Origin of the sequence: uncultured Sphingomonas sp., assembly GCF_964237335.1 — a bacterium.
Classification (GTDB): domain Bacteria; phylum Pseudomonadota; class Alphaproteobacteria; order Sphingomonadales; family Sphingomonadaceae; genus Sphingomonas.
The window spans coordinates 1-24758 of record NZ_CAXSHM010000039.1; the positions used below are offsets into that span (position 1 = coordinate 1).

A 24758-nucleotide genomic window follows, 5' to 3' on the forward strand; every position below is an offset into this window, starting at 1 on the left:
CCATGGCGGCGTAATGTTCAACCGCCCGCCCACACACGGAAATCCTGACAGTCCCCTAAAATGACGGTTTTGCGCGGGTTCTGCTCGCCCTTCCGGGTGAGATCTGCTATGTAATCCGTGTGTCGGAAGCGCCCGCTGCCCCGTCTGATACCACCGCGCGGATCGCCGCGCTGGAAGCCTCGCTTGCCCGCGCCACTGCCGCGCTCGCCGCCCGCGATCTGCTCATCGACACGCTGCGCGGGCAGATCGCCCGGCTGCGACGGATGCAGTTCGACGCCTCGTCCGAGAAGCTGGGCCGAGTTCGCGGAAGCGGGTGAACACCGACCGGATCACCTCTTGAAGCCGCAGGTCGGGATCGAGGCCGAGGCCCGCCTCGCGATGCCAGATATAGCCGAACGGCACGGGCAGCCGCAGTTCGCCACGGCGTGCCTTCGCCTTGGCCGCATCGAGCATCCGGGCGCGCAGCACGCCCAGCTCGAACTCGCTGATGGAGCCCTTCATGCCGAGCAGCAGCCGGTCGTTGGGGTGACATGGGTCGTAGACGCCGTCGAGGTCGATGACGCGCCTCGACCAGCCCGCACAGCTCGAGCAGATGGTGCCAGTCGCGCCCGTTGCGGGCGAGCCGCGAGGCATCAAAGCACAGCACCGCGCCGACCTCGCCCGCGCACAGCCAAGCGACCAGCCGGTCGAAGCCGGGGCGTGCGACCGTCCCGCTCGCCGACCGGCCGAGATCGTCGTCGATGATCTCGACGCGGGCGAACCCCTGCTCCCGCGCGATCCCGACAAGATCATATTGCCGCCGCTGGCTTTCGAGGTTGGTCATGACCTGCGACTGCGTCGACTGGCGCACATAGACGACGGCCTTGCGGCTCAGCACCGCCGCGGGAAGCATATCAGCGCCGGTCATCGGGCACCTCCTCGAGGCGCAGTCCCGCAGCCTGCATCAGGATGCGCGCCAGGGCGGTCAGGGCCTTCTCCCGATCGGCGGGATCGAGGCCGATCAGGCCGTCGGCATCGAACATCAGGCTCATCTGTCGGCCCGCGCCCGGCCTTGGTCTCCCACAATGCTCCATCGCCTTTCTCCCCGACGACTCCAGCGCCGTTCGGAGAGTGTGCGAGGTCGTTCTCGCGTGTGACCAGACGCGCCAGTTCGCCGAGCGCGGGCACGTCTACCTGGGGCACCCCCATCGCCATGCCGGCGCAGGTCGCCGCGTCGAACATCCACGCCGGAACGATGAGCACCGCACCGGCCGTCCCCTCAACATGGTGGTATCGCCCAACCGCGCGCTGCTCGATCCGCAGCACCCGAAGCTTGCGACCGAAATAGGGATGCCACCGATAATGAACTTCCAGATCGTCTCCGACATGGGCAGAATGAACGGGTGATGGCCGTTGGTCGCCGCAACTGGCTGTTCGCCGGCTCTAGAGCCGGCGGCGAGCGTGCCGCCGCGCTCTACACCGTCATCCAGACATGCAAGGCCAACGGCGTCGACCCGCAGGCCTACATCGCCGACGTCATCGCCAAGATCGCAGGCGACTGGCCCGCCAGCCGTTGGGACGAACTCATGCCGTGGAACTGGCACCCCGCAACAGATCACCCGGTTGCACAAGCCGCGTAACCCGCGGCCTTCACGCCACGCTTACCGCTTACCGAGCAATACGAGCTCGTACGTCTGACCCAGCTTGGTCGGGGCGCGCCGTGGGTGAAGGCGTGATGCTTTGTCCGAGAGCCGGATGCAGGGAAATCCGCATGTCCGGTTCTATGAGCAGGGGGAAACGGACCGTCTGGTAAGCCCCACAGGCGAACCGCACGACACCGCGCCACCTCCTGACTCTACTCCTCGGCGCCGCGAACCTGCTGGGCGGCAGACGGTGGAAACGGAGCTGAGGGAGTACTAGCTGTTGGGCTCAGCCGGTCAGCCGCTCAGCCGCTCGACCGACCGGCACCGGTGAAGTGGGCGAGCATGGCCGTGGTGATCCGGGCGGGACGCCGCGTCTCTGCGTGGAGACAACACCAGCGCGACTTCACCTCCGCGATGATCTCCTCGCCTCGGCGAATAATTGTGTCGTAGAACGCGGTCACCCCCCGTACGCTCTGAAGCGAGACCACGGCCGTGATCTCGTCGGTCAGGAAAGCGGGTCGGCGATAGGTGATCTCGTGCTTCAGTGCGACCCACAGATGCGCGGCCTCCGTCTCGGCCGGAGCGAACCCGCGCCAATGACCGAGCACGGCATCCTGCACCCACTTCAGGTAGCTCGCGTTATTCACGTGGCCCATGAAATCGATGTCGGACGGCTCGATGCTGATCGAGTGTCTGTAGACGGCATTCCCCATCGTCTATCCGTCCGGCCTGACAGGTATCGTAACGCATCGAGATTGGGCGTGCGACGCAAGGCACATACGTTGCTCCGGCCTCTTTTAGCGAGGTAAACGGGTGTGCGCCATTCCGTCACGAACTCTCATGTGACAGCGTGCACATCACCAGCGTCCATCTCTACATCCAGCAGCCGGACATATTGCTGGCCGCCGTGCATGTCCCTTTCGAGCGCGCCACCCTGAGGCGTTTCGCGCGGGTAGGACAGTTTAATTACCAGCAGCTCCGGCACCTCGAAACGTTTCAGCAGGTGTGCCGGAACGCCGTAAAGTGCGCCGACAGCCCCACTTCCAAGCGCCGATGATGGCGCGTAACGCCGAAAGTCGTCGTCGCTGTGGAAGAAAATATCTATGGTGATCCAGAACGGACCGGCGTTCTTCGAACGGACGTGCCGAGCGACGTCCTTCAGCTTAGGCATTCACGAGTACTCCCAATTCCAGGTACTCCGTCCGGACGAGCTCGAGAGGGTCCTGTATCCGGACCACATGGTTGAGCAGGAACTCGTACACCGCGCCACGTTCGATCTCCGCGGGTGAGAACGGAAAGGCATAGCTGGGCAGTTCCGTTCCGATGCGGAGCGGCATGTGAAAGAACATCGGGTTGCAGGTCTTGGCTATCTGGGTGGCCTGCTCCTGCGTGCTCGCGGTGGCGACGAACATGAGTCCGACTTCCCTCGGAGCGACTGCGGGATCGCCGAGCACAATGCCCGAGACCGCGTTCCATCCATAGGCCCTCAGCGAAATCGTAAAGTCGCCCGCGCGCTCGCCCAATGTCGATCGGACACGCTGCAACAGGTGGTGCTCCATCTGCGCCAGGAACGTGTCGAGATTGGCGAGGACGGTCGGGTCCTGGATGCCGATCAGCATCATCGTCTGGAACGATCCAGCCGAGGCACCCTCCAGCTTCATCGTGTACGGCCGGGGCTCGAATGCCGATGCTGAGACGCGAACGACGCGATCGTCGACCGCCTCGTAGCAGGAGGCGCGAACATTGAGAACGCCGCCCGGCTCCAGCAGCTCGAACGGATCGCTGTTCTCGTACAGCATGTGAGCCGATACGGTCTGTGGGACGCAGCGGTTGTCGGATGACAGCGGCTCGATCTCGAAGGCATCCGCACCCACCCGGATCATCACCCCGCCGTCACGAGGATTGGTGGTGCACATGCCGCCGCATTCGGCGATCTTCCCCGCGTGCCACGCCGGCCCAGCGCCGGCACCGCGCATGATCGGCACCGCCGCGATGACCGCCGTGTCGGTCGTCCGACCGCCCAGCACGATGTCTGCTCCACCTTCCAGCGCCGCGATATACGGCTCGGGGCCCATCAAAGCGACGATCCGGTCACAGCGTGCGAACAGTTCCGGCTCGGCGGCCGCCATCGGGGGCAGCGGCGTCACTCGGCCTTCGGAAGCGAGCGTCGCGATCGTTTCCGGTGTCTGCTCGGAGTAAAGAAGTGCGATACGTGGTGCGATGCCTTCCTCGCGCGCGATCTCCAGCGCGATGTCGCGCGTCCAGTCGAGCGCCGCATCGCAACCCGAAGTGCCACACGATCCGATCAGAAGCGGAATGCTCGCCTTGGCTTGGGCGAGCATCAGGATTCGAAGATCGGCCTTCACGGCGTACCGCGAATATTTGGGAAGACCTGTCGCCAGATAGGCTGGGCCGCTGTCGGTGGAGCCGGCATCACAGGCGATCGCATGGGCGCCGCCGGCAAGACCTGCAGCCAGGTCGCGCTCGCGGACGCCCGTTCCGAGCGCTCCGACGGGAACCAAGACGTTGATGGTGTCCGATAGCCTAGAGGTCATTTGGAATGTCCCAACTTCGAAAGGTCAAGGCGGCCGACCGAAACGGTCATTAGCCAGGTGTTCGCGGTCTGCGCCCGCCCCGTGTATCAAGACGAGTGGGTAGGGATGGACAACTCGCTCGGGCGTGAGCACCTCGATGAAAATCTGCCCTCGCATGACCTGCGCGCCAGGCGTTTCCTCGTAACGCCTCCGGCATAGAAGGTCATGCAGGTGACGGCTTGGCTATCCGTGGTCAGGCGATGCTTCTCCAAGAACACTGGGCCGCCGGTACTCAGGCTTGCAGGCACACGGGCATAACCCACCTAGAACTTGATCCCGACGGTGAAACCATAGGTCGCCGGCGCTGCGTATGACGCGGCGGTACCGGTGCTACCCACGACGAGGAACTCCGCGACCTTCTTGTCGAGGATGTTGCGAGCATAGAGCCTGAAGCTGATCGGCGAGTTGTTGGGCTGATATCCCAGCGACGCGTTCAGCTGATTGAACGAGCCTTGATGAAGAAAATTGTCGGGCTGTCCGTAGTAACCCGAATTGTAAAGATCGTTGACGAAGAGGTCGGCTCGCCCGGGCCCGATGTCGTGCTTGTAATCGATCCCGAGGCTGGCAGTCGCGTCCGGCGCGAAGGGAAGCCGGTTGCCGGTGGCCGAACCGAAATGCGTCGCCGTGCTGCCGGTGGCCGTTTCCGTGGCAATGACGGAGTTGGCGAAACTGGTGAAACGGTCGTGCAGCAGAACCACGCCACCCGTGAGAAGAAGAGCGGGCGTGACCGATACGTCGAAGCTGGCATCGAGACCATATTCGTGGGCGGCGGCACCATTGTAGATGACCGCCACGCCATTTAGGAAGGTGTTTACCTGGATGTTCTTGTAGTCATAGTAGAACGCGGCGGCGTTCAGCCTGACTCGACCGCCGAGGATCGTTGCCTTCTCGCCGATCTCATAGTCGTCGAGCCGTTCGGGTTGATAAGGCGGCTGCGTCACGAGCGACGGATTGAAGCCGCCGCTCTTGAACCCCCTGTTGTAGGAGATGTAGCCGAGCACGTCCGGACCGAACTGGTGATCGAGCGCGACCCGCCAGGTGGGCGTATCGGTATGGGTGCGAGCGAACGCGATCGGCGTGACCGTCGAAATCCCTGCCGGGCTGATCGTGCCGGTCGTGCCGCTCTCGGTGCGGCTCTCGTAGGTGTAGCGGAACCCGCCCGTCAGATGCGTCTGCGGAAGAATCTCGTACGTCGCCTGACCATAGCCCGCGATCGAACTCACGGAGAAGTTAGGCGTGGACAGGCTCTGGCTTTGCCTCGGCGGCGCTCCCACCGCAGTATCGAAATAGCCGTAGCCGCTTTCGTCGTTGTAGAAGAAGACGCCGGCGATCCACTGAAGCTTTCCGGCGTGCGTCGGCGCGATCTGGAACTCTTCCGTCACTTCTTCATCGTGGAGGGAAAAGCTCTGCTGGACGATCTGAGCCGGCAAGCCGTCCGCATCGAAGGACTGATCATATTGAACACGACGATAGGCGGCGATGTTCGTCAGCGTCACCGGCCCGACGATCTGGTCCACCCGAGCGCTCGCGCCACCCCCGATAGCCGAATGTCGAAACGGATTGTTGTCGTCGTCGTCATAGGGATGTGTGACGAGGGTCGAAAGAACTGGCGCAGGAACCCGGCCGAGGACGGGCTGGAGCCCGTTGTAGGTGGAGAAACCGGGATCCGAGGAGAGGGTATCCGAATAATCGAAGGCCAGTCGGACTGTCGTGCCCTCACCGAACCGGCCGAGGATCTTTGAACGCACGGCGATGTCGTGACTTGTCTTGTAGGTTGACTGTCCGGTCGCCAGGTCCGTGCCGTAGCCCTTGCCCTGATGGCTGCCGTAGAAGGCGAGGTCGGCATCGATGTTGTCGACCACGGGTCCCGTGACATAGAAGGCGCCCCGGAACCGACCATAATTTTCGAAACTCACGTCGGCGTTGCCGCTCAGTGTCGACTTTGGATCCTTGGTAATGATCTGAACGAGCCCGCCCGTCGCGTTGCGGCCAAACAACGTGCCCTGCGGTCCGTCAAGAACCTCGACCTGCTGTATGTTCTCAAGGTTCTGCAGTGAGTTGGCCGCCAAGCCGATGTAGACGCCGTCGACGTAGGTCGCGACGGAGTTCTCAACTGAAGGCCCGGCCGAGCTGTTGCCGATGCCCCGGATGCGCGGCTCAAGGCTTCCCTGCGACGCCGACAGCGTCAGGGAGGGAGTGATCGCCGCAAGGTCCGTAGTTGTCGTGATGCCGGCGGCGGCCAGTTTGGTAGCCGTGATCGCGGTCACCGAGATCGGCACCTTTTGAAGGTTCTCGGACCGCCTCTGAGCGGTTACGACGATATCTTCCAGCGGCGCGCTCGGCCCGTTGCTCGACGCCTGCCCCGTGCTGCGAGCATCAACGGCCGGGGCAGCGCCCGTCGTGTCCGGCGTCGATGCCGGGGCGGCCACGGGTGCTGGTGTCACGGGCCCGGACGATGCTTGCTGCGCCTGAGCCATTGTCGCGGATCCCATGCACAAAGAGAGCGCCAAAGCGCTTCGCCCGACCTGTTTCATACCATCCTCCCACCTGCGCCGAAGCGCTTGACGACTGGCGGCTAATTGGCCGCTCTGTGCGACAGGAGTTGAGGCGAAACGAAGTTGGTGTCAATCTTAACGAAAACTGTAAAGCCGTAGGTTTCGGGCGTCGGACATTCCGTCTGAGTGCCGTGAAAATCACGGACTCGGATGCAGCAAGTCAGATCAGCGGACGGCGGATCGTGAACCCGGCAACGGCCCCAGATATAATCCTTCCAGATGCTCGAACTCGCCGGCGGCATATTGCTCGATTGAGTGGGCGATCCACCCGACCGAGCGACCGATCAGGAAAAGCGAGTCGGCGATCGGCGGGCCGAGCAGTTCGCCGGCGAGCATACAGGCCAGCGCGAAGTCCGGCTGCAACCCCTTCGCATCCAGCATGACGGCACTCGCCGTGAGGACATGCTTGAGCTTCGGATCGTCGGGGAAGACCTCGGCGCAATGCGCTACCAGCGTCGCCGCTCGAGGATCGCCTTTGGGATAAAGCCGCGATCCGAACCCGGGAACCGGGTCGCCGTCGCGCAGTCTTCGCACGACCGAGCCTTCCGGATCACCTTGGGCAAGTTCGGACAGGAAGAGGCGCATGGTCTCGAAGCGACCGAAGCCGCTTCGTCGGCCGAGAACGACGAGCAGGCCGGTCATAACGGCTCGCCAAGGCGAAACGCCCGTGCTCGCGACGGCACGCACGGCGTAAGCGGCGGGCTCGAACCCGTGGTCCGCCGCCAGCACGAGCAACCGACGAACGACCTGGGCCTTGGCATCGTCCAGTTTCAACGATCGTGCGATATGCTGGTGGATTGCGCCACTGGGGGCCTTGTTCTGCCTCAGGATGATGGCTGTCATCCAGCGCACCACGTCCGCTCCGGTCCGCGCCATCCCGGACACGGTCAGGTCATAGGCGCGCAGATCAGCTTGTTCGAGACGCGGGAACAGGCCGAGCGCGCGATCGACGCTGCTTTCGGCGGCCAGAAGTTTCGTCCATTGGTCGAACGCGGCAGGTGTGCGGGGCGGATCGCCCGTAAAGATCTCATCCGATGGACGGGCCCACAGGATGCTCGCCACCTCCTCCAGCGAACTGGAGCCTGCTAGCTCGATGGCGCTTCGTCCACGATAATACGGACCGTCATCGGTGACGAGCGTGAGTGCGCTCTCTCGCCGCAGTTCGCCCGGTGAACGGTCGGCCGTGCGACCGCTGTGCTTCAGGCGAAGGATGTCCGCTTTCCAATACCGCCGCTCGCGCGAGCCCGGCACAGGCTGGGAGCGAAGGCCATGACGCCCCACATACACGTACAGCGTGTTGCGGCTGACCCCAAGAATGTCGGCCGCTTCCTGGGCCCCGAGGAACTCGCCACTGTCAGCCATCCGACCACTATACATATGCTGTAAAGGTTGACCAGCCGGATCACATCTCCCAAGATTGCGGCGTCGGCGTGCTGGGGCGTGTCGGCTCGGAGAGCGCATCGGACGGGGACGGTAACGCCCCGCCAAGGCAGATGATCGTCGCTCCTGGTCGTTCGCGAGAAGCTCGGTCATCGCCGATGGAATTGGGAGACGGAGATATGCATGGCGGTCAGCAGTCTACGCCGCTGATGCACGTCAACCTCCCGTGAGCGCAACCAATCCCGCGTCCATTGCGGCCCGTGTCGACCGGCTTCCCTCCTGCCGGCCCCTGTGGGGCTGGGTCGCGCGCATATCATTCGGTGCCTTTTTCGAAATTTATGAAACGGCGCTGACCAGTCTTCTGGCTCCGATGCTGGTCCGCGAGGGCGTGTTCCATAGCGGCCGAAATGGCCTATTCGGCTTGCCCGACCTGGCCAGCCTGGCCTTCGCGACCTTCGGCGGCCTCTTCGTCGGCGCGCTACTGGTTTCCTCACTGTCCGATCGCTTTGGACGTAGACCCATCTTCACCTATTCGCTGATCTGGTACGCCGCAGCCACGGTGATGATGAGCCTGCAACACGATGCCATCGGTATATGCCTCTGGCGCTTCATCGCCGCCATCGGCATTGGCGCCGAGATCGTCGCCGTCGATGCCTATCTTTCCGAAGTGATGCCCAAGTCGCTGAGAGGGCGGGGTTTCGCGATCAGCACGGCGATCCAGTTCACCGCTGTTCCGGTGGCGGGCATTCTCGCGGCGGTGCTGGCGCACCGGCGGATCGACGGGATCGAGGGATGGAGGTTGCTTCTGCTCGTGCCCGTGATCGGTGCCGCGTTGATCTGGCGCGTGCGACGAGGCCTGCCGGAGTCGCCCCGCTGGCTGGCCGGACACGGACAAGGGGATCAGGCCGCCAGGATCCTCGACGCCATCGAAGCCAAGGTGGAGCGGCGCACCGGCCGTCCGATGCCTGCTCCCGAGTTGGTCAAGGAACCGGTACACATCGCCCCCGAAGGTGGCTATCGCGAGCTGTTCAGCGGCGAGATCGGGCGACGCGTTCTGATCATGCTGGTCGCCAGCTGTACGGCGACCTTCGCCTATTTCGGGTTCAACAATTGGCTGCCGACGCTGTTGGAGGCGAAGGGCGTCAGCTTGGCGAAGAGCCTGGGGTACTCGGCGGCGATCGCCGTGTCCTTCCCGTTGGCCCCCTTGTTCTTCAGCCTTTTCGCCGACCGCATCGAGCGCAAGTGGCAGATCGTGATCGGTGCCGGGGTAACGGCGGTCGCCGGCTTGGCCTTTGCGATGCAGACGAGCGCGTTCGGGTGGATCGCATGCGGCCTCGCCATCGCGATTGCCGCGAATCTGCTTTCCTACGGACTGCACACCTATCGTAGCGAACTCTTTCCGACGCGCGTACGCGGGCGGGCGATCGGCTTCGTCTACTCCCTGGATCGGCTGAGCGCCTCCTCCAACGGCTACATCATTGGGTATCTCCTTATCAGCTTCGGTGTGGCGGGCGTGCTCGCCGGCATCACGGCGGCGGCGGTCGTGAGCATGGGTACGATCGCGATATTCGGCCCCCCTACACGCGTGGTTGCCGCGCAGGCCCGAGGCTGAGGCCCGGCGATGGACAGCCCTTGGCCTACCTAGTCGGACCCGTCCACGCTTCCGTCCTTTGACAATCATCGTGATCACACCGGCATCTGGATACCAAAATCATGGACGCCCCTCCTTCTTTCGTGCTGATTCATGGTTCCTGGCTCGGCGGATGGTGCTGGCGACGCGTCGAAGACCGTCTTCGCGCGAAAGGCTTCAGGGTCTTCAGCCCGACCATGACCGGCGTCGGCGATCGCAGCCACCTGATTGACGGAACGATCACGCTCGACACGTGGATCACCGACATTCTCCAGCTCTTAGACGCAGAGGAGCTTCGCGATGTGATCCTGGTGGGGCATAGCTTTGGAGGTAGGATCGTCACGGGCGTCGCCGACCGCGTGGCCGAGAGGATCCGGGGCGTCGTGTTCCTCGACTCTGCGCTGGCCGAGAACGGACAGTCGTTGATGGATCAGCTCAATCCGTCCGAGCGAGCCAGGAGGCTCGCCTCGGCGGAACCCAGCGGCGGACTGAGCATCCCGCCGCCCTCGGCGTCGCAATTGGGTGTCATCGATCCCGCCGACCAGGCGTGGGTCGATCGCCGCATTACGCCGCAGCCGCTCGGGACGAACACCACGCCCCTCGTTTACGACGCACCGATCGGTGCAGGACGTCCCGTCACCTTCGTCGAGTTCACCTATCCCAGCTTTCCGGTATCCGCGCGAGCGGCGGCCTTCGCCCGCTCGAACGCGGGATGGCGGGTATTGACGGTCGCGACGGGACACTGCGGAATGATCACTGCCCCGGACGCGGTCACGGAAATGCTGAGCGACGCCGCGGCGATTTCGCCGGTTCAGACGAATGGCTGATCTGGTTCACGATCCGGAGACTGAGTGACCTACTTGCCGATCGGGAGTGAGGGCGCGGGTCCAGGGCGAGCATATGGCCGGTTCGCGCCTACGCGTGAACGTCCGAAGATTTCGCGGCGGTAACGCGCTCGATCGCCTGACGCTCGATCGCCTTGAGTTCCGCCAGAGTCTGGTCCAGCGCGACGAGTTGGATCTCCAGCTCGTCGATGCGTTGTCGGCAGCGCTCGGCCAGAGCGCGCATCTGCTCGAGATGCCGGGGATCGGTATCGTAGAGGCCGAGGAACTCCTCGATGTCGCGCAGTGAGAACCCCAGCCGTTTGCCGCGAAGAATGAGCTGCATCCGTGCAGTCTCGCGCCGGGTATAGATGCGCGCGGTTCCAACCCGGCGCGGCTCGATCAGCCCCTTGTCCTCGTAAAAGCGCAGCGTCCGCGGGGTGATCCCGAGGCTGTCGGCGACCTCCTGGATACCCCGAAGTTCCTCCTCGCCGCCGCCCAAACCTACGCCTCCGATATTCCGACCGCAGTCCTACGCGCCTCCTCCTCTTCGACAAGCTCCTTCTTGGAAAGTTTGCCGATCAGCGTCTTGGGCAGAGTGGCGCGTATCTCTACCTCACGGGGAAGCTCGATCTTGCTGACTCTCTCGGCCAGGAATGCGCGCAGTTCCGCCGCGGTCGCGCCCGAGGGCGTGCGAAGCGTCACGAAGGCCTTCGGCGCCTGTCCGCGGTACGCGTCGGGAACGCCGATCACGACCGCTTCCGCCACCGCCGGATGTTCGTACAACGCCTCCTCGATCACGCGGGGATAGACATTGTAACCGCCACAGAGGATCACGTCCTTGATCCGGTCGACGATGAACAGAAAACCGTCCTCGTCCAGATAGCCGACGTCGCCAGTCCGAAGAGTTTCCCCGTCGAGCACGGCCGAGGTCTCCTCCGGCTTGTTCCAGTAACCACTCATCACCTGTGGGCCGCGTGCGCAGATCTCGCCGTGATTGCCCCGTTCGCACGGCGCGTACGGCGGTTCGGGATCGCGTATCTCGACGATCGTTCCCGGAAACGGACGCCCAGCGGACCCCGGCTTGTCCGGCCCGTCGATCGGATTGCACGTCAGGATCGGCGACGCCTCGGACAGGCCGTAGCCTTCGACCAGTCGCCCGCCCGTCAACCGCTCGAACGCTTCGCGCACCTCGGCAGGAAGCGGCGCGCCTCCGGAGATACAGGCGCGGATCGACGACAGGTCGATCGGCCGCTTGGCGGCTGCGGCGGCGACGGCGACGGCAGCGAAGATCGTGGGTACGCCGGAAAAGAAGGTAGGTGGCGTTCGCCTGATCGTTTTCAGAACAGCCTCTAGTTCGAAGCGCGGCAGCAGGATCATCTGCGCGCCCGTGCGGAGCGAGAAGCTGAGCACCGTCGTCAGCGCGAACACGTGAAACAGCGGCAAAACGCCGAGGACCCGCTCCTGCTTGTCCCGCGAACCGCCGACGTGGATCGACATCGCATCCGCCTGCGCCACGAGATTGGCGTGGGTCAGGATCGCCGCTTTGGGCGTACCCGTCGTTCCTCCCGTGTACTGGAAAACCGCCGGTGCGTCCGGCGTGACCTGCACGGGCGAAGGTGCCGCACCGCCGGCCAGGAGTGCCGCGAAGCTCATGTGCAGAGGTGTCTTCGGAACCGGCGCGATCTCACGGCGGCGCATGGCGCGATAGGCGAGCGCCTTGAACGGCGGCAGGCCGCCCGCGATCGGGCAGGTCACGACGCGCCGCAGCCCCAGTTCTTCGGCCACCGCACAGACGCGCGCATGGACGTCCGGCAGATCGCAAGTCGCGATGATCTCTGCACCCGAGTCGAGGAGAAGGTGGCGGAGTTCCCGCGCGACGTAGAGCGGGTTCACGTTCACCACGACGCCGCCGATGCGCAGCGTAGCCAGGAATAGGATCACGTAATGCGGCGTGTTGGGCAGGCAGAGCGCGACCCGCGATCCTGGGACTACCCCGAGCTTCTGCAGGCCGGCGGCGGCCCGGGCCACCTGGCGGGCGAGCTTCCGGTATGACGTACTCGCACCCATGAAGTCGATCGCCGAGGCGGTGGGCTGTCGCTCGAGAGTCTCGTCGAACATGTTCGTCACGAGCCTGGGGCGCGCCTGGAGCGCCTCGCCCTGCGCACCTGTTTTGTTCATCGCTCCTCTCCCGCATCGACGCTGGACAGCCAACGGCCCTTGCACTTGACGTATAGGTAAGCTACCACACCTATGGGTAAGGTTCAACACTGATTGCGAGGAAAGCATGACGGACGTCGTGATCGCGGGTTATGCGCGTTCCCCCTTTCACCTTGCGACGAAAGGTGAGCTCGCGCGTGTTCGCCCGGACGATCTCGCGGCGCAGGTGATCCGGGGCTTGATCGAACGCACCGGCGTCGATCCCGCGCAGATCGAGGACGTGATACTCGGCTGCGCCTTCCCGGAGGGCGAGCAGGGGCTGAACGTCGCGCGCATGATCGGACTTCTGGCAGACCTGCCGCTGTCGGTTGGCGGAATGACGGTGAACCGGTTCTGTGGCTCTTCGATGAGTTCGATCCACATCGCGGTGGGGCAGATCAGCATCGGCGCGGGCGCGGCGTTCATCTGTGCGGGGCTCGAATCGATGAGCCGCATCCCGATGGGCGGCTACAATCCGTTGCCCAACCCCACGCTCGCGGAAAAGCGGACCGGGGCATATATGGGCATGGGCGAGACGGCGGAGAACGTCGCGCAAGCCTATCAGATCACCCGCGCTGAGCAGGACGCGTTCGCGGTGAAGAGCCACCACAAGGCCGCCGCCGCGCGCGCCGCGGGCAAGCTCGTCGGCGAGATCGTGCCGGTCGCGACCAAGGCGGGCACGGTTAGCGAGGACGGGATCATCCGCCCCGATGCGTCGGTGGACGTGCTCGGCGGGCTCAAGCCGGCCTTCAGCCAGGACGGGACGGTGACGGCGGGCACCTCCTCTCCGCTCACCGACGGCGCGTCTGCGGTGCTGGTGACGTCCGAGGATTTCGCGAAGCGGCACGGGCTCAAGATCCTTGCGCGGATCAAGGCGGTCGGCCTGTCGGGCTGCGAGCCGGAAACGATGGGACTTGGTCCGATCGGCGCATCGCGAAAGGCGCTGGAGCGGGCGGGGCTGAGCGTCTCCGACCTCGACGTGGTCGAGATCAACGAGGCGTTCGCGGCCCAAGCGATCGCGTGCATCCGCGACCTGGGTCTGAAGGAGGAGTCGATCAACCTCGACGGCGGCGCGATCGCGCTCGGCCATCCGCTGGGCGCGACGGGCGCACGCATCGTCGGCAAGGCGGCGGCGCTGCTCGAGCGCGAAGGCGGCCGTTACGCGCTTGCCACCCAGTGCATCGGCGGCGGCCAGGGCATCGCCACCGTGTTGGAGCGCGTGTGACGTGACGGACGCCAAGAGCCTGGAGGGCGGCCAGCCCGCGTCGATACGGAAGGTCTGCGTCATCGGCGCGGGCGCCATGGGAGCCGGGATCGCGGCGCAGGTGGCCAATGCGGGCGTTCCCGTGCTGCTGCTCGACGTCGCCGCGACCGGCGCCGACCGTGACGCGGTCGCCAGAGGCGCGGTCGCGAAGATGCTGAAGATGGACCCCGCGCCGTTCATGTCCACGCGCGCGGCCAAGCTTGTCGAGACCGGCAACATCGACGATCATCTAGACCGCGTCGCCGAATGCGACTGGATTGTCGAGGCGATCGTCGAGCGGCTGGACATCAAGCAGGCGCTCTACGCCCGGCTCGAGCAGGTGAAGCGCCCGAGAACGGCGGTGTCGTCCAACACCTCCACAATCCCGCTCGGCCGGCTGATTGAGGGCCGTGGCGACCAGTTCCGGCGAGACTTCCTCATCACCCACTTCTTCAATCCGCCGCGCTATATGCGGCTGATCGAGATCGTGCGCGGGCCGGAGACGGACGAAGCGGTCGTCGGCCGGGTGCAGGATTTCGTGGACCGGCAGATGGGCAAGCGCGTGGTGCGCGCCAAGGACACGCCGGGCTTCATCGCCAACCGGATCGGCACGTACTGGCTCGCCGTCGCGATCAACGCCGCGGCGGACCTGGGGCTGACTGTGGAGCGGGCCGACCAGATCGGCGGCAAGCCGATGGGTGTGCCCAAGACGGGCGTGTTCGGCCTGATTGACCTCGTCGGCGTCGACCTCATCCCGCTTCTGTCCCGTAGCCTTTCCGCGACGCTGCCCGCGGGTGATCCTTATTTCGACACCATCCGGCCGACGCCGTTGATCGATCGGATGATCGCGGAGGGCTTCACCGGCCGCAAGGGCAAGGGTGGCTTCTACGCGTTCGACAAGGCGACCCGGACGAAGACGGCGATCGATCTCGCGACCGGCGAATATCGTGCGTCCGCCAAGCCCGCCCCGCTGCCGGGCGCGGCGGAAAGGGACTTGGCCGCGCTGGTGTCGGCACCGGGTGAGGTCGGGACCTTCGCGTGGGAAGTGCTGGGCAAGGTTTTGTCCTATGCCGCTTCATTGGTGGGCGACGCGGCGGACGATGTGATCGCGACCGACGACGCGATGCGGCTCGGCTACAATTGGCGTTACGGTCCCTTCGAACTGATCGACCGGCTAGGCCCGGGCAAGCTCGCGGCCCGGCTCGCCGCCGAGGGCCGCGACGTTCCCCCGATCCTGATCACGGCCGGCGACCGCCCGTTCTACTGGGTGGAGGGCGGCCGCCGGCAGTACCTGACCGCCGCGGGCGAGTATCAGGACATCGCGCGGCCCAAGGGCGTGCTGCTGCTGGAGGACGTGAAGCTCGGCTCTCAGCCGCTGCTGCGCAATGCGTCCGCGGCGTTGTGGGACGTGGGCGACGGCGTCGCCTGCTTCGAGTTCACCGCCAAGATGAACGCGCTCGACGAGGAAGTCGCCAAGCTCATCGGGCAGGCGATCCCATTGGTGCGGGACCGCTTCAAGGCGTTGGTGATCTACAATGAAGGCGCCAACTTCAGCGCCGGTGCGAACCTCGGCCTCGCGATGTTCGCGGTCAACATCGCGGCCTGGAGCGAGGTGGAGAAGCTCATTGCCGCGGGCCAGGCCGCGTATAAGGCGCTGAAGTACGCACCGTTCCCCGTCGTTTCCGCGCCGGCCGGCATGGCGCTGGGTGGCGGCTGCGAAATCCTGCTCCATTCGGATGCGGTGCAGGCGCACGCGGAAAGCTATATCGGCCTGGTCGAATGCGGCGCCGGGCTGGTGCCGGGCTGGGGCGGCAACGGCGAGATGATCGACCGGCTCGCCAAGTCGCCGGTGATGCCCAAAGGTCCGGTGCCCGCCGTCGCCAAGGCGTTTGAGCTGATCTCGACAGCACAGGTGTCCAAATCGGCCGCGCAGGCCAAGGAACTTGCGTTCCTGCGTCCGGGCGACGGGATCACGATGAACCGCGACCGGCTGCTCGCCGATGCGAAGGCGACCGCGCTGGCGCTGGTGGACGGTTATCGCGCGCCCGAGAAGCCGGTGTTTCGCCTGCCCGGCGAGAGCGGCCGCGTAGGCATCGCCGGAGCGGTCGCGGATTTCCACAAGAAGGGCGTCGCCACCGCGTACGACGTGGTCGTCGCCGGGCGGCTCGCCGACGTGCTGACGGGCGGCGACGCCGACCTCGTCGACACCGTGACCGAAGACGAACTACTCAAGCTGGAGCGTAAGGCTTTCATGGCCAGCGTCAGGGACCCGCGCACGCAGGCGCGTGTCGAGCACATGCTCGCGACGGGCAAGCCGCTTCGCAACTGATCGAGGGATTATCGCCGATGCAAAGCTACACCGCGCCGCTGCGCGACATGCGCTTCGTCCTCCACGAGCTGTTCGCCGACGACCAGTTCGATGCGGGCGCCCACTTCGCCGAGTTCACGCCCGACCTGTACGACGCGGTGCTGGAGGAGGCGGCGCGGATGGCGCAGGACGTGCTCCTGCCGATCAACGCGAGCGGCGATCTCGAGGGATGCACGTTCGAGAACGGCGTCGTGCGCACACCCAAAGGCTTCCCGGAGGCGTATCGCGAATTTCGCGAGGGCGGGTGGGCGGCGGTCGCCTCCTCGCCGGAATGGGGCGGGCAGGGCCTGCCGGAGACGCTGAACAAGCTCGTCGAGGAGATGATCTGCTCGGCCAACCTGTCGTTCGGCCTCTACCCGGGTCTTACTCACGGGGCGGCGACCGCGATCGAGGATCACGGGTCGCGAGACCTGAAGCGCGCCTATCTGCCCAAACTTACCAGCGGCGAGTGGACCGGCACGATGTGCCTGACGGAGTCGCATTGCGGGACCGATCTCGGAATGCTGCGGACCCGCGCGGCGCCGCAGGAGGATGGAAGTTTCCTGCTCACCGGTTCCAAGATCTTCATCTCGGCTGGCGATCACGATCTGACCGACAACGTGATCCATCTCGTGCTAGCGCGGCTGCCGGACGCGCCCGCGGGCGTGAAGGGCATCAGCCTGTTCCTTGTGCCCAAGTTCCTGCCGAGGGAGGATGGCGCACCGGGCCCGCGCAACGGCGTGTCCGTCGCGGGCATCGAACACAAGATGGGGTTGAAGGCGTCCGCCACCTGCCAGATGAACTTCGACGAGGCGACCGGCTGGCTGGTCGGCGAGGTCAACAAGGGGCTCGCCGCGATGTTCAGCATGATGAACACCGAGCGCGTGTCCGTCGGCATCCAGGGTTTGGGCGTCGGGGAGATCGCGTACCAGTCGGCCGTCGCCTACGCCCGGGAGCGGTTGCAGGGGCGGGCGCTGACCGGACCCAAGCGGCCGGACCTGCCCGCCGACCCGATCATCGTCCACCCCGACGTGCGGCGGATGCTGATGACGATGCGCGTCTACGCGGAGGGCTGTCGCGCTGTCGGGCAGTGGGCGTCTCGCGCGCTGGATGCGGAGAAGCACGCGACAGACCCCGAGCTGCGCGCCCGCGCTGGCGACTTCGTCGCGCTGCTGACGCCGGTGGTGAAGGCGTTGTTCACCGATCTCGCGTCCGAGGCGGCGAACCTTTGCGTTCAGACCTATGGCGGTCACGGCTATATCCGCGAACACGGGGTGGAGCAGTTCGTCCGCGATGCGCGCATCACCCAAATCTATGAGGGCACGAACGGCGTCCAGGCGCTTGACCTCGTCGGCCGCAAGATGGCCGCGAACATGGGCGGGGCGCTGCGACCGTTCTTTCACGCCGTGTCCAATCTGTGCGAGGAAATGGCAGGCGAGACGGATCAGGCGCTCACCGCGCATACCGCCGCGCTGCATCAGGCGTTCGGTATGCTTCAGCTCACGACCGCCACCGTCGCGCGGCGCGCACTCAAGAACCCCGACGAGGCGGGCGCTGCGGCGACCGACTATCTGCGCATGTTGGGGCTGGTCGCGATGGGCTACACGTTCCTGAAGGCCGCGCGGATCGCGACCGCGCGCGTGACCCAGCATGACGGCGAGATCGACTTCTACCGCGCGAAGCTGGCGACCGCCGCTTTCTTCTTCGACAAGGTTCTGCCGCAGGCGACCGCGGGATTCCTGACAATCAAGGTCGGAGGGCGCTCGACGATGGCGCTGGCGGACGAGGCTTTCTGATGAGGTGTTCGCGATGAAAGTCCTCGTCCCGGTCAAGCGTGTGCTTGACTATAATGTGAAGCCGCGCGTGAAGGCGGACGGCTCGGGCGTCGACCTCGCCAACGTCAAGATGAGCATGAACCCGTTTGACGAGATCGCGGTCGAGGAGGCGATCCGGCTCAAGGCGGCGGGGGTCACCGAGATCGTCGTCGTCTCGATCGGCGAGGCGAAGTCGCAGGAGACGCTGCGCACCGCGCTCGCCATGGGTGCGGATCGTGCGATCCTCGTCACCAGCGACCAGAAGGTCGAGCCGCTGGGCGTCGCCAAGATACTCGCCAAGATCGTCGCGGAGGAATCACCCGACCTCGTGATCCTGGGCAAGCAGGCGATCGACGACGACAACAACCAGACCGGCCAGATGCTCGCCGGGTTGCTCGGCTGGGGCCAGGGCACGTTCGCGTCCAAGGTCGTGATCGCGGACGGATCGGTCAGCGTGACGCGCGAAGTCGATGGCGGGGCGGAGACGGACAAGCTCAGGCTGCCCGCGATCATCACCACCGACCTGCGCCTCAACGAGCCGCGCTATGCGTCCCTGCCCAACATCATGAAGGCCAAATCCAAGCCGATGGCGCAGAAGACGCCCGCGGATTACGGCGTCGACGTGACGCCCCGCATCACGACGCTGAAGGTCACCGAGCCGGGCAAGCGCCAGGCGGGCGTCAAGGTGGCCGATGTGGACGAGCTGGTGATGAAGCTGTCGGCGATGGGGATCAGCAAGAGCTGACCGGTGCGCCGCGGAACGGATCGAGAGGACAGGCAATGAAGACGCTGGTGTGGGTCGAGCACGACGGCTCGGCGATCAAGGATGCGACGCTCAACGCAGTGACCGCGGCGGGCAAGCTGGGCGAGGTGCATCTGCTCGTCGCGGGCCAGGGTGTCGGCGCCGTGGCGGAGGCGGCGGCGAAGATCGCGGGCGTCGGCAAGGTGCACGTCGCCGACGACGTCGCCTATGCGCACGCGCTCGCGGAGAACGTCGCGCCGCTGGTCGCGCAGTTGATGGGCCACCACGACGCCTTCGTCGCGCCGTCGACCACCAGCGCCAAGAACATCGCGCCCCGCGTCGCCGCACTGCTCGACGTGATGCAGGTCAGCGACATCCTGTCGGTCGAAGGCCCGGACATTTTCACGCGGCCGATCTATGCGGGTAACGCGATCGCGACCGTTCAGTCGTCGGACGCCAAGAAGGTGCTGACGGTGCGCACCACCGCGTTCGAGAAGGCCGCGGCCGAAGGCGGTTCGGGCACGATCGAGCCTGTCGCCACGACCGGCGATGCGGGCCTGTCGACCTTCGAGGGTTCGGAGATCGCCAAGTCCGTCCGGCCCGAGCTCGCCAGCGCCAGGGTGATCGTTTCGGGCGGCCGCGCGCTCGGCTCGGGCGAGAAGTTCCGCGAGCTGATCGAGCCGCTGGCCGACAAGCTGGGCGCCGGCGTCGGCGCGTCCAGAGCGGCGGTGGACGCGGGTTATGTCCCCAACGACTATCAGGTCGGCCAGACGGGCAAGATCGTCGCACCCGAAGTCTATGTCGCGGTCGGCATCTCGGGCGCGATCCAGCATCTGGCGGGCATGAAGGATTCCAAGGTCATCATCGCGATCAACAAGGACGAGGACGCACCGATCTTTCAGGTGGCGGATGTCGGCCTGGTGGGTGATCTGTTCAAGCTGGTGCCCGAGTTGACGGAGAAGCTTTGAGGAACAGAGGGTAGCCCTCGTCTTGAATCTCGAAACCATGGTTTTCTGTCGTTGCCTTCGTCGCCATTTTCGGTCGCGGGAGCGGGCGAGCAGGCGGCCATGGACGCTCGGACGCTGGAGTGGCTAGATCGGTTTCCGATCAGTCTGGATCGCACCCGACATTGGCGAAGTAGTTGGCGCATTCCTGTGGCGGGTCGAGGTCGAGGATACGTCCGATGGCGTTCCACAAGCCGTGGATGGTGCGCTCGGCCGCCTTGCGCAGACAGGCCTTCAGCTTGGAGAAGGCCTGCTCGATCGGGTTGAAGCAGGGGCTCTATGGCGGGAGGAAGAGCAGCCTGGCACCAGCTGCCTCGATCGCCTCGCGAACGGCCGGCACCTTGTGGGTCGAGAGGTTGTCTATAATGACGATGTCGCCTGGCACCAGGCCGGGCGCGAGCATCTGTCGGACATAGGCCACAACAACGTCTCGGTTGATCGACCCATCGAGTACTATCGGCGCGACCATCCCGGTGCGGCGTAGGCCGGCGACGAGGGTGGGAGGGTGGTGAGGTCGAGGGGTTTGATGTCCACGCTTAGCAGGCAAGCAACCGGTGTTTTCTGCTGGACCGCCACCGCTTTCTGAGACGCCTACTCGGTCAAGATGAACGGGCGTCCCCTCCTGGTAAGCGGCTGAACGCTCCTGAAGGGCAGCTTGTGAGTCCAAATGTTAAACTTGGCCGTGCTATCTGCGCATGCTAACGACATGCGAATAGGAGAGACTTTATCAGCTACCGATCATACAGTGTACCCTACAATATAGCGGATGAGGGCCGGCTGTTCAGCGATTGGGGGCAGGTTTTCTGCTTGACGGGACACTTATGCGAAGGGCTTAGCTCAAACCACAGTGTCTGCCTCGCTGGATTTACCCTCGCCACGTCGATCAGCTAACACGATAAACTTCGCCGTTACCTGCATCGCGGTAGAGGTCAACCCGCTCGCCATCCCAATGGTAGTCGAGGTGCCTACCTTGGATCAAGTTGGCGGCGCGGTCGGGATAGAAGAGGCCGACGCATTGACCGCCGGGGTCGCGCTGGCTGGGATAAACTAGGCCGTCCGATTCGCCTGCCCGGAGCGACGCCGCGAGGGCCTGGGCCTCGTCGTAATTGTCGGGGTCGAGCGCAGGGGTCAAGGCTGCGGCTCCGCCGCGCAGATCATGGAGGTCGGCGGCGAGATCAAGCACGAGCTCGCGGAACTGCGACGTCCAGCCCGGCGGCTCGGCAGTGCGCGCCATGAACCGCGCGTGGTGGTGCATGGTCTCAAGGAGCGCCGTCTCGAACCGCTCGGCGACGTAGAGCACGCCGAAGTCGCCTTGGGTGAACCGGCTCGGCCGGTCGGGGCTGACATGCGTGAACGGCGCCATCAGGTAGGTGGCGCCCGGACCCGTGACGCGGCGCCCAGAGGGCACGAGATCGAGCGCGCCAAGCGTTTCCATCAGGCGCGGATTGGACTTCTGCTCGGCGGCGATCAGGAGCGGCCAGTCTTCCGGGTCGGCGATGTCCTCGAACAGGTCGATCGGAGGGCAGAGGCTGCGAATAATGCGGCGAGCGCCTGTCCAGGAGACGAACGCGGTCGGGACCGACGCGGGGTCGATCACCAGCCACCACGCTCCGCGTCGAGGTAGCGCCGAACGCGCATAAGGTCCGTCAGCTCGCCGCCGAGCATGACGTCCAGCGCCGATCGCCCGCCGAATGCGGCGTTCGGCGCCTTGATCCAGGCGTAACCGCGCGAGGCTTCGCTGAAGACGATCTTCAAGGCCTTGTGGATGCCCATGAGGTTCGAGAGCCGCGCCTTGCCGTCGCGACCAAGGCGGCCGACATCACCTGCTTTCCACCGCGCGAAGGTGCGCCGCGCAACATCGAGGATCGCCGCCGCCTGGTCGTCGTTCACGCCCCAGAGCCGGAAGAGGTTGAGGGCGGCGCGAAACATCGCGGCCGCCTCTTCATCAGTGATCGGCTCCGGCGTGAAGGGCCGGGGCTCGCTCGCTACTCGCGTCAGTGTCGCCATAACCCCTCATGTCACCTGGCATAATATAGGCTACTTGCGGCCAACCGGCAAGCGCAAGGCGCTTTAGTAGACGCGCGCATTTCGCGAGCAGTGCGGTCGTGTCGGCGCTCTGCGGCCCAGCTCTCGACGTCCGACACCGCGTAGCGGACGAAGTTGCCGAACTTGTAGAACGGCGGCCCGCCGCCCAGCGAGCGGTAGCACTCGAGCGAGTGCGGGCTGAGCGCCAGGTAGCGGGCGGCGGCCTCGGTATCGACGAACGGGACCAACCCCGTGTCGTCGACTTCCTGCGCGCGTCGCATGATCTCGACGGGCGGCCAGCGCGTGTGTGGGTTCTGGCAGTCAGACATGCTCCGCCTCCGCCGCCGTGGAGTTGCGAGGAGTCGATTTCGGCGGCGCCGCCCGGGTTTCGTCCTTGCGGCCTCGGTAGGCGCGATAAGCGCCGAGCGCCGTCTTGGTGGCTGGACGAGCCTTTCGATCCGGGCGCGAGGCCGGAGCGGGCGCAGCGGGCACCGCACGCTGGTCGGAGATGGCCTCTCCGCTCACCACGCGAAGGCGGCGCGCCGCGACCGTTTCGGCCGCTGCGCGGATCGGATCGTCCTCGGTGTGGACGTAGCGCATGAACATCGTGACCGTCTTGTGCGCGGTGAGCGCCATGCCGACCTTGATCGGCACGCCGGAGTTGGCGATGTCGGTCGCCGAGCGGTGGCGAACGGCATGGGTCCCGCAGTGCGGCAGCCCGGCGCGCTCGAGGACGCGTCGCCACGCGGCCTGGTAGGTATTCTTGCTCATCGCCTTCGAGCCATCGAAGAGCGAGGGGATCACGAAGCGCGACCGCAGATAGCGGGGTGCGTCCTGCAGTAGCCGCGAGGCTTCGACGCTGATCGGCTTCGACATGTCGCCCGTCTTGCTATCCGGCCACACCACCCGGCGCTGCGCGAAGTCGATCCACGTCCATTCGAGGCCGAGGATCTCCGACATGCGAGCCGCGAACTCGAACTGGAGCCGGATGGCGAGCGTCAGGACCGGGTGCTCCAGCCCGTCCGCGTCGGCGCGGTCGAGGTAGGCGTAGAGCCGCACCATTTCGTCGTCGGTGATGAGGCGGGTGCGCTTCCCGCCGCCGAACTTCTGGAGGTGGCGGCACGGGTTGGTGCCGTCGAGCCGCCAGCCCCAGAGCTCGGCCAGGTTGAACATCTTGCGCAGCGTGGCGAGCGTATGGTTGGCCGCGGTGGGCGTCTTGCGCATGGCGCTGATGAGCTCGGCGACCTCCGGCCGCGTTATCTCGGCGACCTTCAGCCGACCGAGCTTCGGCACGATGTGGTTCTTGAGAATGTAGCGGTTGCGGACCGCCGAGCTCGGCTTGTTATGGACGAGGCAGTGCTCCTCCATGTAGCGCTCGGTAAGGTCCTTCACGGTCGGCGCGCCCCGCAGCGCCTGCCGCTCAGCGCTGGGGTCTTCGCCGGCGCGCACCGCGGCCAAGTGCTCCTGGGCGAGCTTGCGGGCCTGATCGACGGTGAGCGCGCCGAAGACGCCGAGGCTGGGCTTGCGCCGCTCGCCGGTTGGCGTGCGGTAGGACAGCATGAACACCTTGCGTCCGGCGGGCGTCACCTTGCAGATGAAGCCGGACAGCGTGGTGTCGCGGAGTTCGTAGTCGCGAGCCTCGGGTCGGGCGGTCTCGACGGCGGTCTTGGTGAGCTTCAAGGAAGGCATGTCCGGCTCCTGGTCGGACCCGGTTTCCAGGAGCCACATAGGAGCGGCGGTAGGGAGAACCGGGTCGGGTCACGTCGAGTCCGGGCGTAGGATAACGAGGAGGTAAGGTGTTGTTCTACCTCGTTATGTCCTGCTCCAGCGCACTCGATTGGGTCCGGTCGTAGCACCGATCCCGAAGCTCAAAAAGGGGTTTGTCTAGGCTCCAGACTCGTTCATAACCAGAATGCGAGGGCGGTGGCGAGGGCGACGCCGGAGAGGAAGTTGGCGGCGAGCTTGTCGTAGCGGGTCGCAATGCGGCGGAAGTCCTTGAGGCGGCAGAAGGCGTTCTCGATGAGGTGGCGACCTTTGTATCGTTCCCGGTCGTAGCGAACGGCGCGCTTGCGGTTGGAGCGGCCCGGAATGACCGGCACGGCCCCCGCCTGCCGCAGCGAGCGGCGGAGCGGGTCGGCGTCGTAGCCCTTGTCGGCGAGGACGTAGCGGGCGCGTCCCATGCGGGCGAGCAGCTCGGGCGCGGCCTTCACGTCGGCGACGTTGCCCGGCGTCAGCATCAGCGCGTAGGGGCGGCCAATGACGTCCGTGAGCGCGTGGACCTTGGTGGTCTGCCCGCCCCGCGAGCGCCCGATCGCCTGCGCCCGAGCCCCCCTTTTCCGCCGAACGCGGAACGCTGGGCCTTGATGTAGGTGCTGTCGATGGCGGTGCTTCTCGTCACCGCCCCGGCATCAACAAGCGCGTCCAGGAGCTTGAGCCAGAAGCCTCGCGCCGACCACCTGTTGAACCGGTTGTACACAGTCGTGGCCGGGCCATAGTCGGCCGGGCAATCGCCCCAGCGGCAACCACTCTTGAGTACGTGGAAGATGCCCGAGATCACCCGCCGGTCGTCCACCCGCCGCGCTCCCGGCTGGTTCTTGGGCAGGTGCGACTCAATCGCCGCCCACGCCTCGTCCGACAACCAGAACAACCCCGCCATGCCCGCCTCCGTCACCGGGCAGCGCTGAATCAGAGAACCCAGCCTCGCTCAAGCCCCTGATTGGGTTTGGAGCCTAGCATTACAGTTGCGTTCTTGATCGGACATGCGCGTGTTGTGCGGCGGCCT

22 protein-coding genes and 3 pseudogenes are annotated in these 24758 nt (G+C 65.5%); 9 read left to right on the forward strand and 16 right to left on the reverse strand.

The window, feature by feature from the left end:
• Nucleotides 1–222: 222 nt before the first annotated feature.
• From ACFE65_RS14885 to ACFE65_RS14895, 3 genes and pseudogenes are all read right to left on the reverse strand, one after another.
• Nucleotides 223–633, reverse strand: coding sequence for a hypothetical protein (locus ACFE65_RS14885; protein ID WP_375383176.1), 411 nt, complete (start codon nucleotides 631–633; stop codon nucleotides 223–225).
• 4 nt (nucleotides 634–637) lie between these two features.
• Nucleotides 638–907, reverse strand: a pseudogene (locus ACFE65_RS14890) (recombinase family protein); the annotation flags it as partial.
• Entirely contained in the window at nucleotides 894–1031 is a 138-nt protein-coding gene (locus tag ACFE65_RS14895; RefSeq protein WP_375383155.1) for a hypothetical protein, read from the reverse strand. The pseudogene ACFE65_RS14890 and the gene ACFE65_RS14895, both read right to left, overlap by 14 nt.
• 79 nt (nucleotides 1032–1110) lie before the next feature.
• Between ACFE65_RS14895 and ACFE65_RS14900 the strand changes: the two genes are divergently transcribed.
• The gene (locus ACFE65_RS14900) at nucleotides 1111–1386 is read left to right on the forward strand and encodes a hypothetical protein (protein ID WP_375383156.1); all 276 of its coding nucleotides are present in this window, start codon (nucleotides 1111–1113) and stop codon (nucleotides 1384–1386) included.
• A gap of 2 nt (nucleotides 1387–1388) precedes the next feature.
• Nucleotides 1389–1619 (forward strand): annotated as a pseudogene (locus tag ACFE65_RS14905) (transposase domain-containing protein); the annotation flags it as partial.
• A 305-nt stretch (nucleotides 1620–1924) separates the two neighbouring features.
• Here the strand turns inward: ACFE65_RS14905 and ACFE65_RS14910 are convergent.
• The 5 genes from ACFE65_RS14910 to ACFE65_RS14930 form a co-directional block, all read right to left on the reverse strand.
• Nucleotides 1925–2335, reverse strand: coding sequence for an acyl-CoA thioesterase (locus tag ACFE65_RS14910; protein ID WP_375383157.1), 411 nt, complete (start codon nucleotides 2333–2335; stop codon nucleotides 1925–1927).
• A gap of 125 nt (nucleotides 2336–2460) precedes the next feature.
• Entirely contained in the window at nucleotides 2461–2793 is a 333-nt protein-coding gene (locus ACFE65_RS14915) for a DUF4387 domain-containing protein (RefSeq protein ID WP_375383158.1), read from the reverse strand.
• Nucleotides 2786–4177 carry an acyclic terpene utilization AtuA family protein gene (locus tag ACFE65_RS14920; RefSeq protein WP_375383159.1) on the reverse strand — a complete coding sequence of 464 codons (1392 nt, stop codon included), beginning with the start codon at nucleotides 4175–4177 and terminating at the stop codon, nucleotides 2786–2788. Before ACFE65_RS14920 ends, ACFE65_RS14915 begins: the two co-directional genes overlap by 8 nt.
• 302 nt (nucleotides 4178–4479) lie before the next feature.
• Nucleotides 4480–6693 (reverse strand): TonB-dependent receptor, encoded by a 2214-nt coding sequence (locus tag ACFE65_RS14925; RefSeq protein WP_375383160.1) that lies wholly within the window; start codon nucleotides 6691–6693, stop codon nucleotides 4480–4482.
• Nucleotides 6694–6936: 243 nt separating this feature from the next.
• Nucleotides 6937–8133: a citrate synthase gene (locus tag ACFE65_RS14930; protein ID WP_375383161.1), complete on the reverse strand. Its 1197-nt coding sequence runs from the start codon at nucleotides 8131–8133 to the stop codon at nucleotides 6937–6939.
• Between the two features lie 244 nt (nucleotides 8134–8377).
• Between ACFE65_RS14930 and ACFE65_RS14935 the strand changes: the two genes are divergently transcribed.
• Together ACFE65_RS14935 and ACFE65_RS14940 are read left to right on the forward strand one after the other, a co-directional pair.
• A complete protein-coding gene (locus ACFE65_RS14935; RefSeq protein ID WP_375383162.1) occupies nucleotides 8378–9763 on the forward strand; it encodes an MFS transporter in 1386 nt (461 codons plus the stop codon).
• A gap of 101 nt (nucleotides 9764–9864) precedes the next feature.
• Nucleotides 9865–10608 carry an alpha/beta fold hydrolase gene (locus ACFE65_RS14940; protein ID WP_375383163.1) on the forward strand — a complete coding sequence of 248 codons (744 nt, stop codon included), beginning with the start codon at nucleotides 9865–9867 and terminating at the stop codon, nucleotides 10606–10608.
• Nucleotides 10609–10696: 88 nt separating this feature from the next.
• On the opposite strand, the gene ACFE65_RS14945 is transcribed toward ACFE65_RS14940, so the two are convergent.
• A complete protein-coding gene (locus ACFE65_RS14945; RefSeq protein WP_375383164.1) occupies nucleotides 10697–11104 on the reverse strand; it encodes a MerR family DNA-binding transcriptional regulator in 408 nt (135 codons plus the stop codon).
• 2 nt (nucleotides 11105–11106) lie between these two features.
• Nucleotides 11107–12783 carry a long-chain fatty acid--CoA ligase gene (locus ACFE65_RS14950; protein WP_375383165.1) on the reverse strand — a complete coding sequence of 559 codons (1677 nt, stop codon included), beginning with the start codon at nucleotides 12781–12783 and terminating at the stop codon, nucleotides 11107–11109.
• Between the two features lie 106 nt (nucleotides 12784–12889).
• Between ACFE65_RS14950 and ACFE65_RS14955 the strand changes: the two genes are divergently transcribed.
• The 5 genes from ACFE65_RS14955 to ACFE65_RS14975 are packed head-to-tail and all read left to right on the forward strand — an operon-like array spanning nucleotide 12890 to nucleotide 19915.
• Nucleotides 12890–14026 (forward strand): thiolase family protein, encoded by a 1137-nt coding sequence (locus ACFE65_RS14955; RefSeq protein ID WP_375383166.1) that lies wholly within the window; start codon nucleotides 12890–12892, stop codon nucleotides 14024–14026.
• A 1-nt stretch (nucleotide 14027) separates the two neighbouring features.
• Nucleotides 14028–16373, forward strand: a complete 2346-nt coding sequence (locus ACFE65_RS14960; RefSeq protein ID WP_375383167.1) for a 3-hydroxyacyl-CoA dehydrogenase/enoyl-CoA hydratase family protein — start codon at nucleotides 14028–14030, stop codon at nucleotides 16371–16373.
• A gap of 17 nt (nucleotides 16374–16390) precedes the next feature.
• Nucleotides 16391–18187, forward strand: coding sequence for an acyl-CoA dehydrogenase C-terminal domain-containing protein (locus ACFE65_RS14965; RefSeq protein ID WP_375383168.1), 1797 nt, complete (start codon nucleotides 16391–16393; stop codon nucleotides 18185–18187).
• 13 nt (nucleotides 18188–18200) lie between these two features.
• Nucleotides 18201–18950, forward strand: a complete 750-nt coding sequence (locus ACFE65_RS14970) for an electron transfer flavoprotein subunit beta/FixA family protein (RefSeq protein WP_375383169.1) — start codon at nucleotides 18201–18203, stop codon at nucleotides 18948–18950.
• A 35-nt stretch (nucleotides 18951–18985) separates the two neighbouring features.
• Nucleotides 18986–19915, forward strand: a complete 930-nt coding sequence (locus ACFE65_RS14975) for an electron transfer flavoprotein subunit alpha/FixB family protein (protein WP_375383170.1) — start codon at nucleotides 18986–18988, stop codon at nucleotides 19913–19915.
• 139 nt (nucleotides 19916–20054) lie between these two features.
• Here the strand turns inward: ACFE65_RS14975 and ACFE65_RS14980 are convergent.
• The 6 genes and pseudogenes from ACFE65_RS14980 to ACFE65_RS15005 all read right to left on the reverse strand — a co-directional run.
• Nucleotides 20055–20450, reverse strand: a pseudogene (locus ACFE65_RS14980) (transposase); the annotation flags it as partial.
• Between the two features lie 384 nt (nucleotides 20451–20834).
• Complete coding sequence (locus tag ACFE65_RS14985; protein ID WP_375383171.1) at nucleotides 20835–21548, reverse strand: RES family NAD+ phosphorylase; 714 nt, start codon at nucleotides 21546–21548, stop codon at nucleotides 20835–20837.
• On the reverse strand, nucleotides 21545–21958 hold the full coding sequence (locus ACFE65_RS14990; protein ID WP_375383172.1) for an antitoxin Xre-like helix-turn-helix domain-containing protein: 414 nt from the start codon (nucleotides 21956–21958) through the stop codon (nucleotides 21545–21547). The genes ACFE65_RS14985 and ACFE65_RS14990 overlap by 4 nt, the downstream gene beginning before the upstream one ends.
• An 11-nt stretch (nucleotides 21959–21969) precedes the next feature.
• Nucleotides 21970–22305 (reverse strand): helix-turn-helix domain-containing protein, encoded by a 336-nt coding sequence (locus ACFE65_RS14995; protein WP_375383173.1) that lies wholly within the window; start codon nucleotides 22303–22305, stop codon nucleotides 21970–21972.
• Complete coding sequence (locus tag ACFE65_RS15000; protein ID WP_375383175.1) at nucleotides 22298–23665, reverse strand: tyrosine-type recombinase/integrase; 1368 nt, start codon at nucleotides 23663–23665, stop codon at nucleotides 22298–22300. The genes ACFE65_RS14995 and ACFE65_RS15000 overlap by 8 nt, the downstream gene beginning before the upstream one ends.
• Before the next feature lie 212 nt (nucleotides 23666–23877).
• A protein-coding gene (locus tag ACFE65_RS15005) for an IS5 family transposase (protein ID WP_375383174.1) occupies nucleotides 23878–24632 on the reverse strand; the annotation gives its coding sequence in 2 pieces (ribosomal slippage) (nucleotides 23878–24302 and nucleotides 24302–24632; 756 coding nt in all).
• Between the last annotated feature and the right edge of the window lie 126 nt (nucleotides 24633–24758).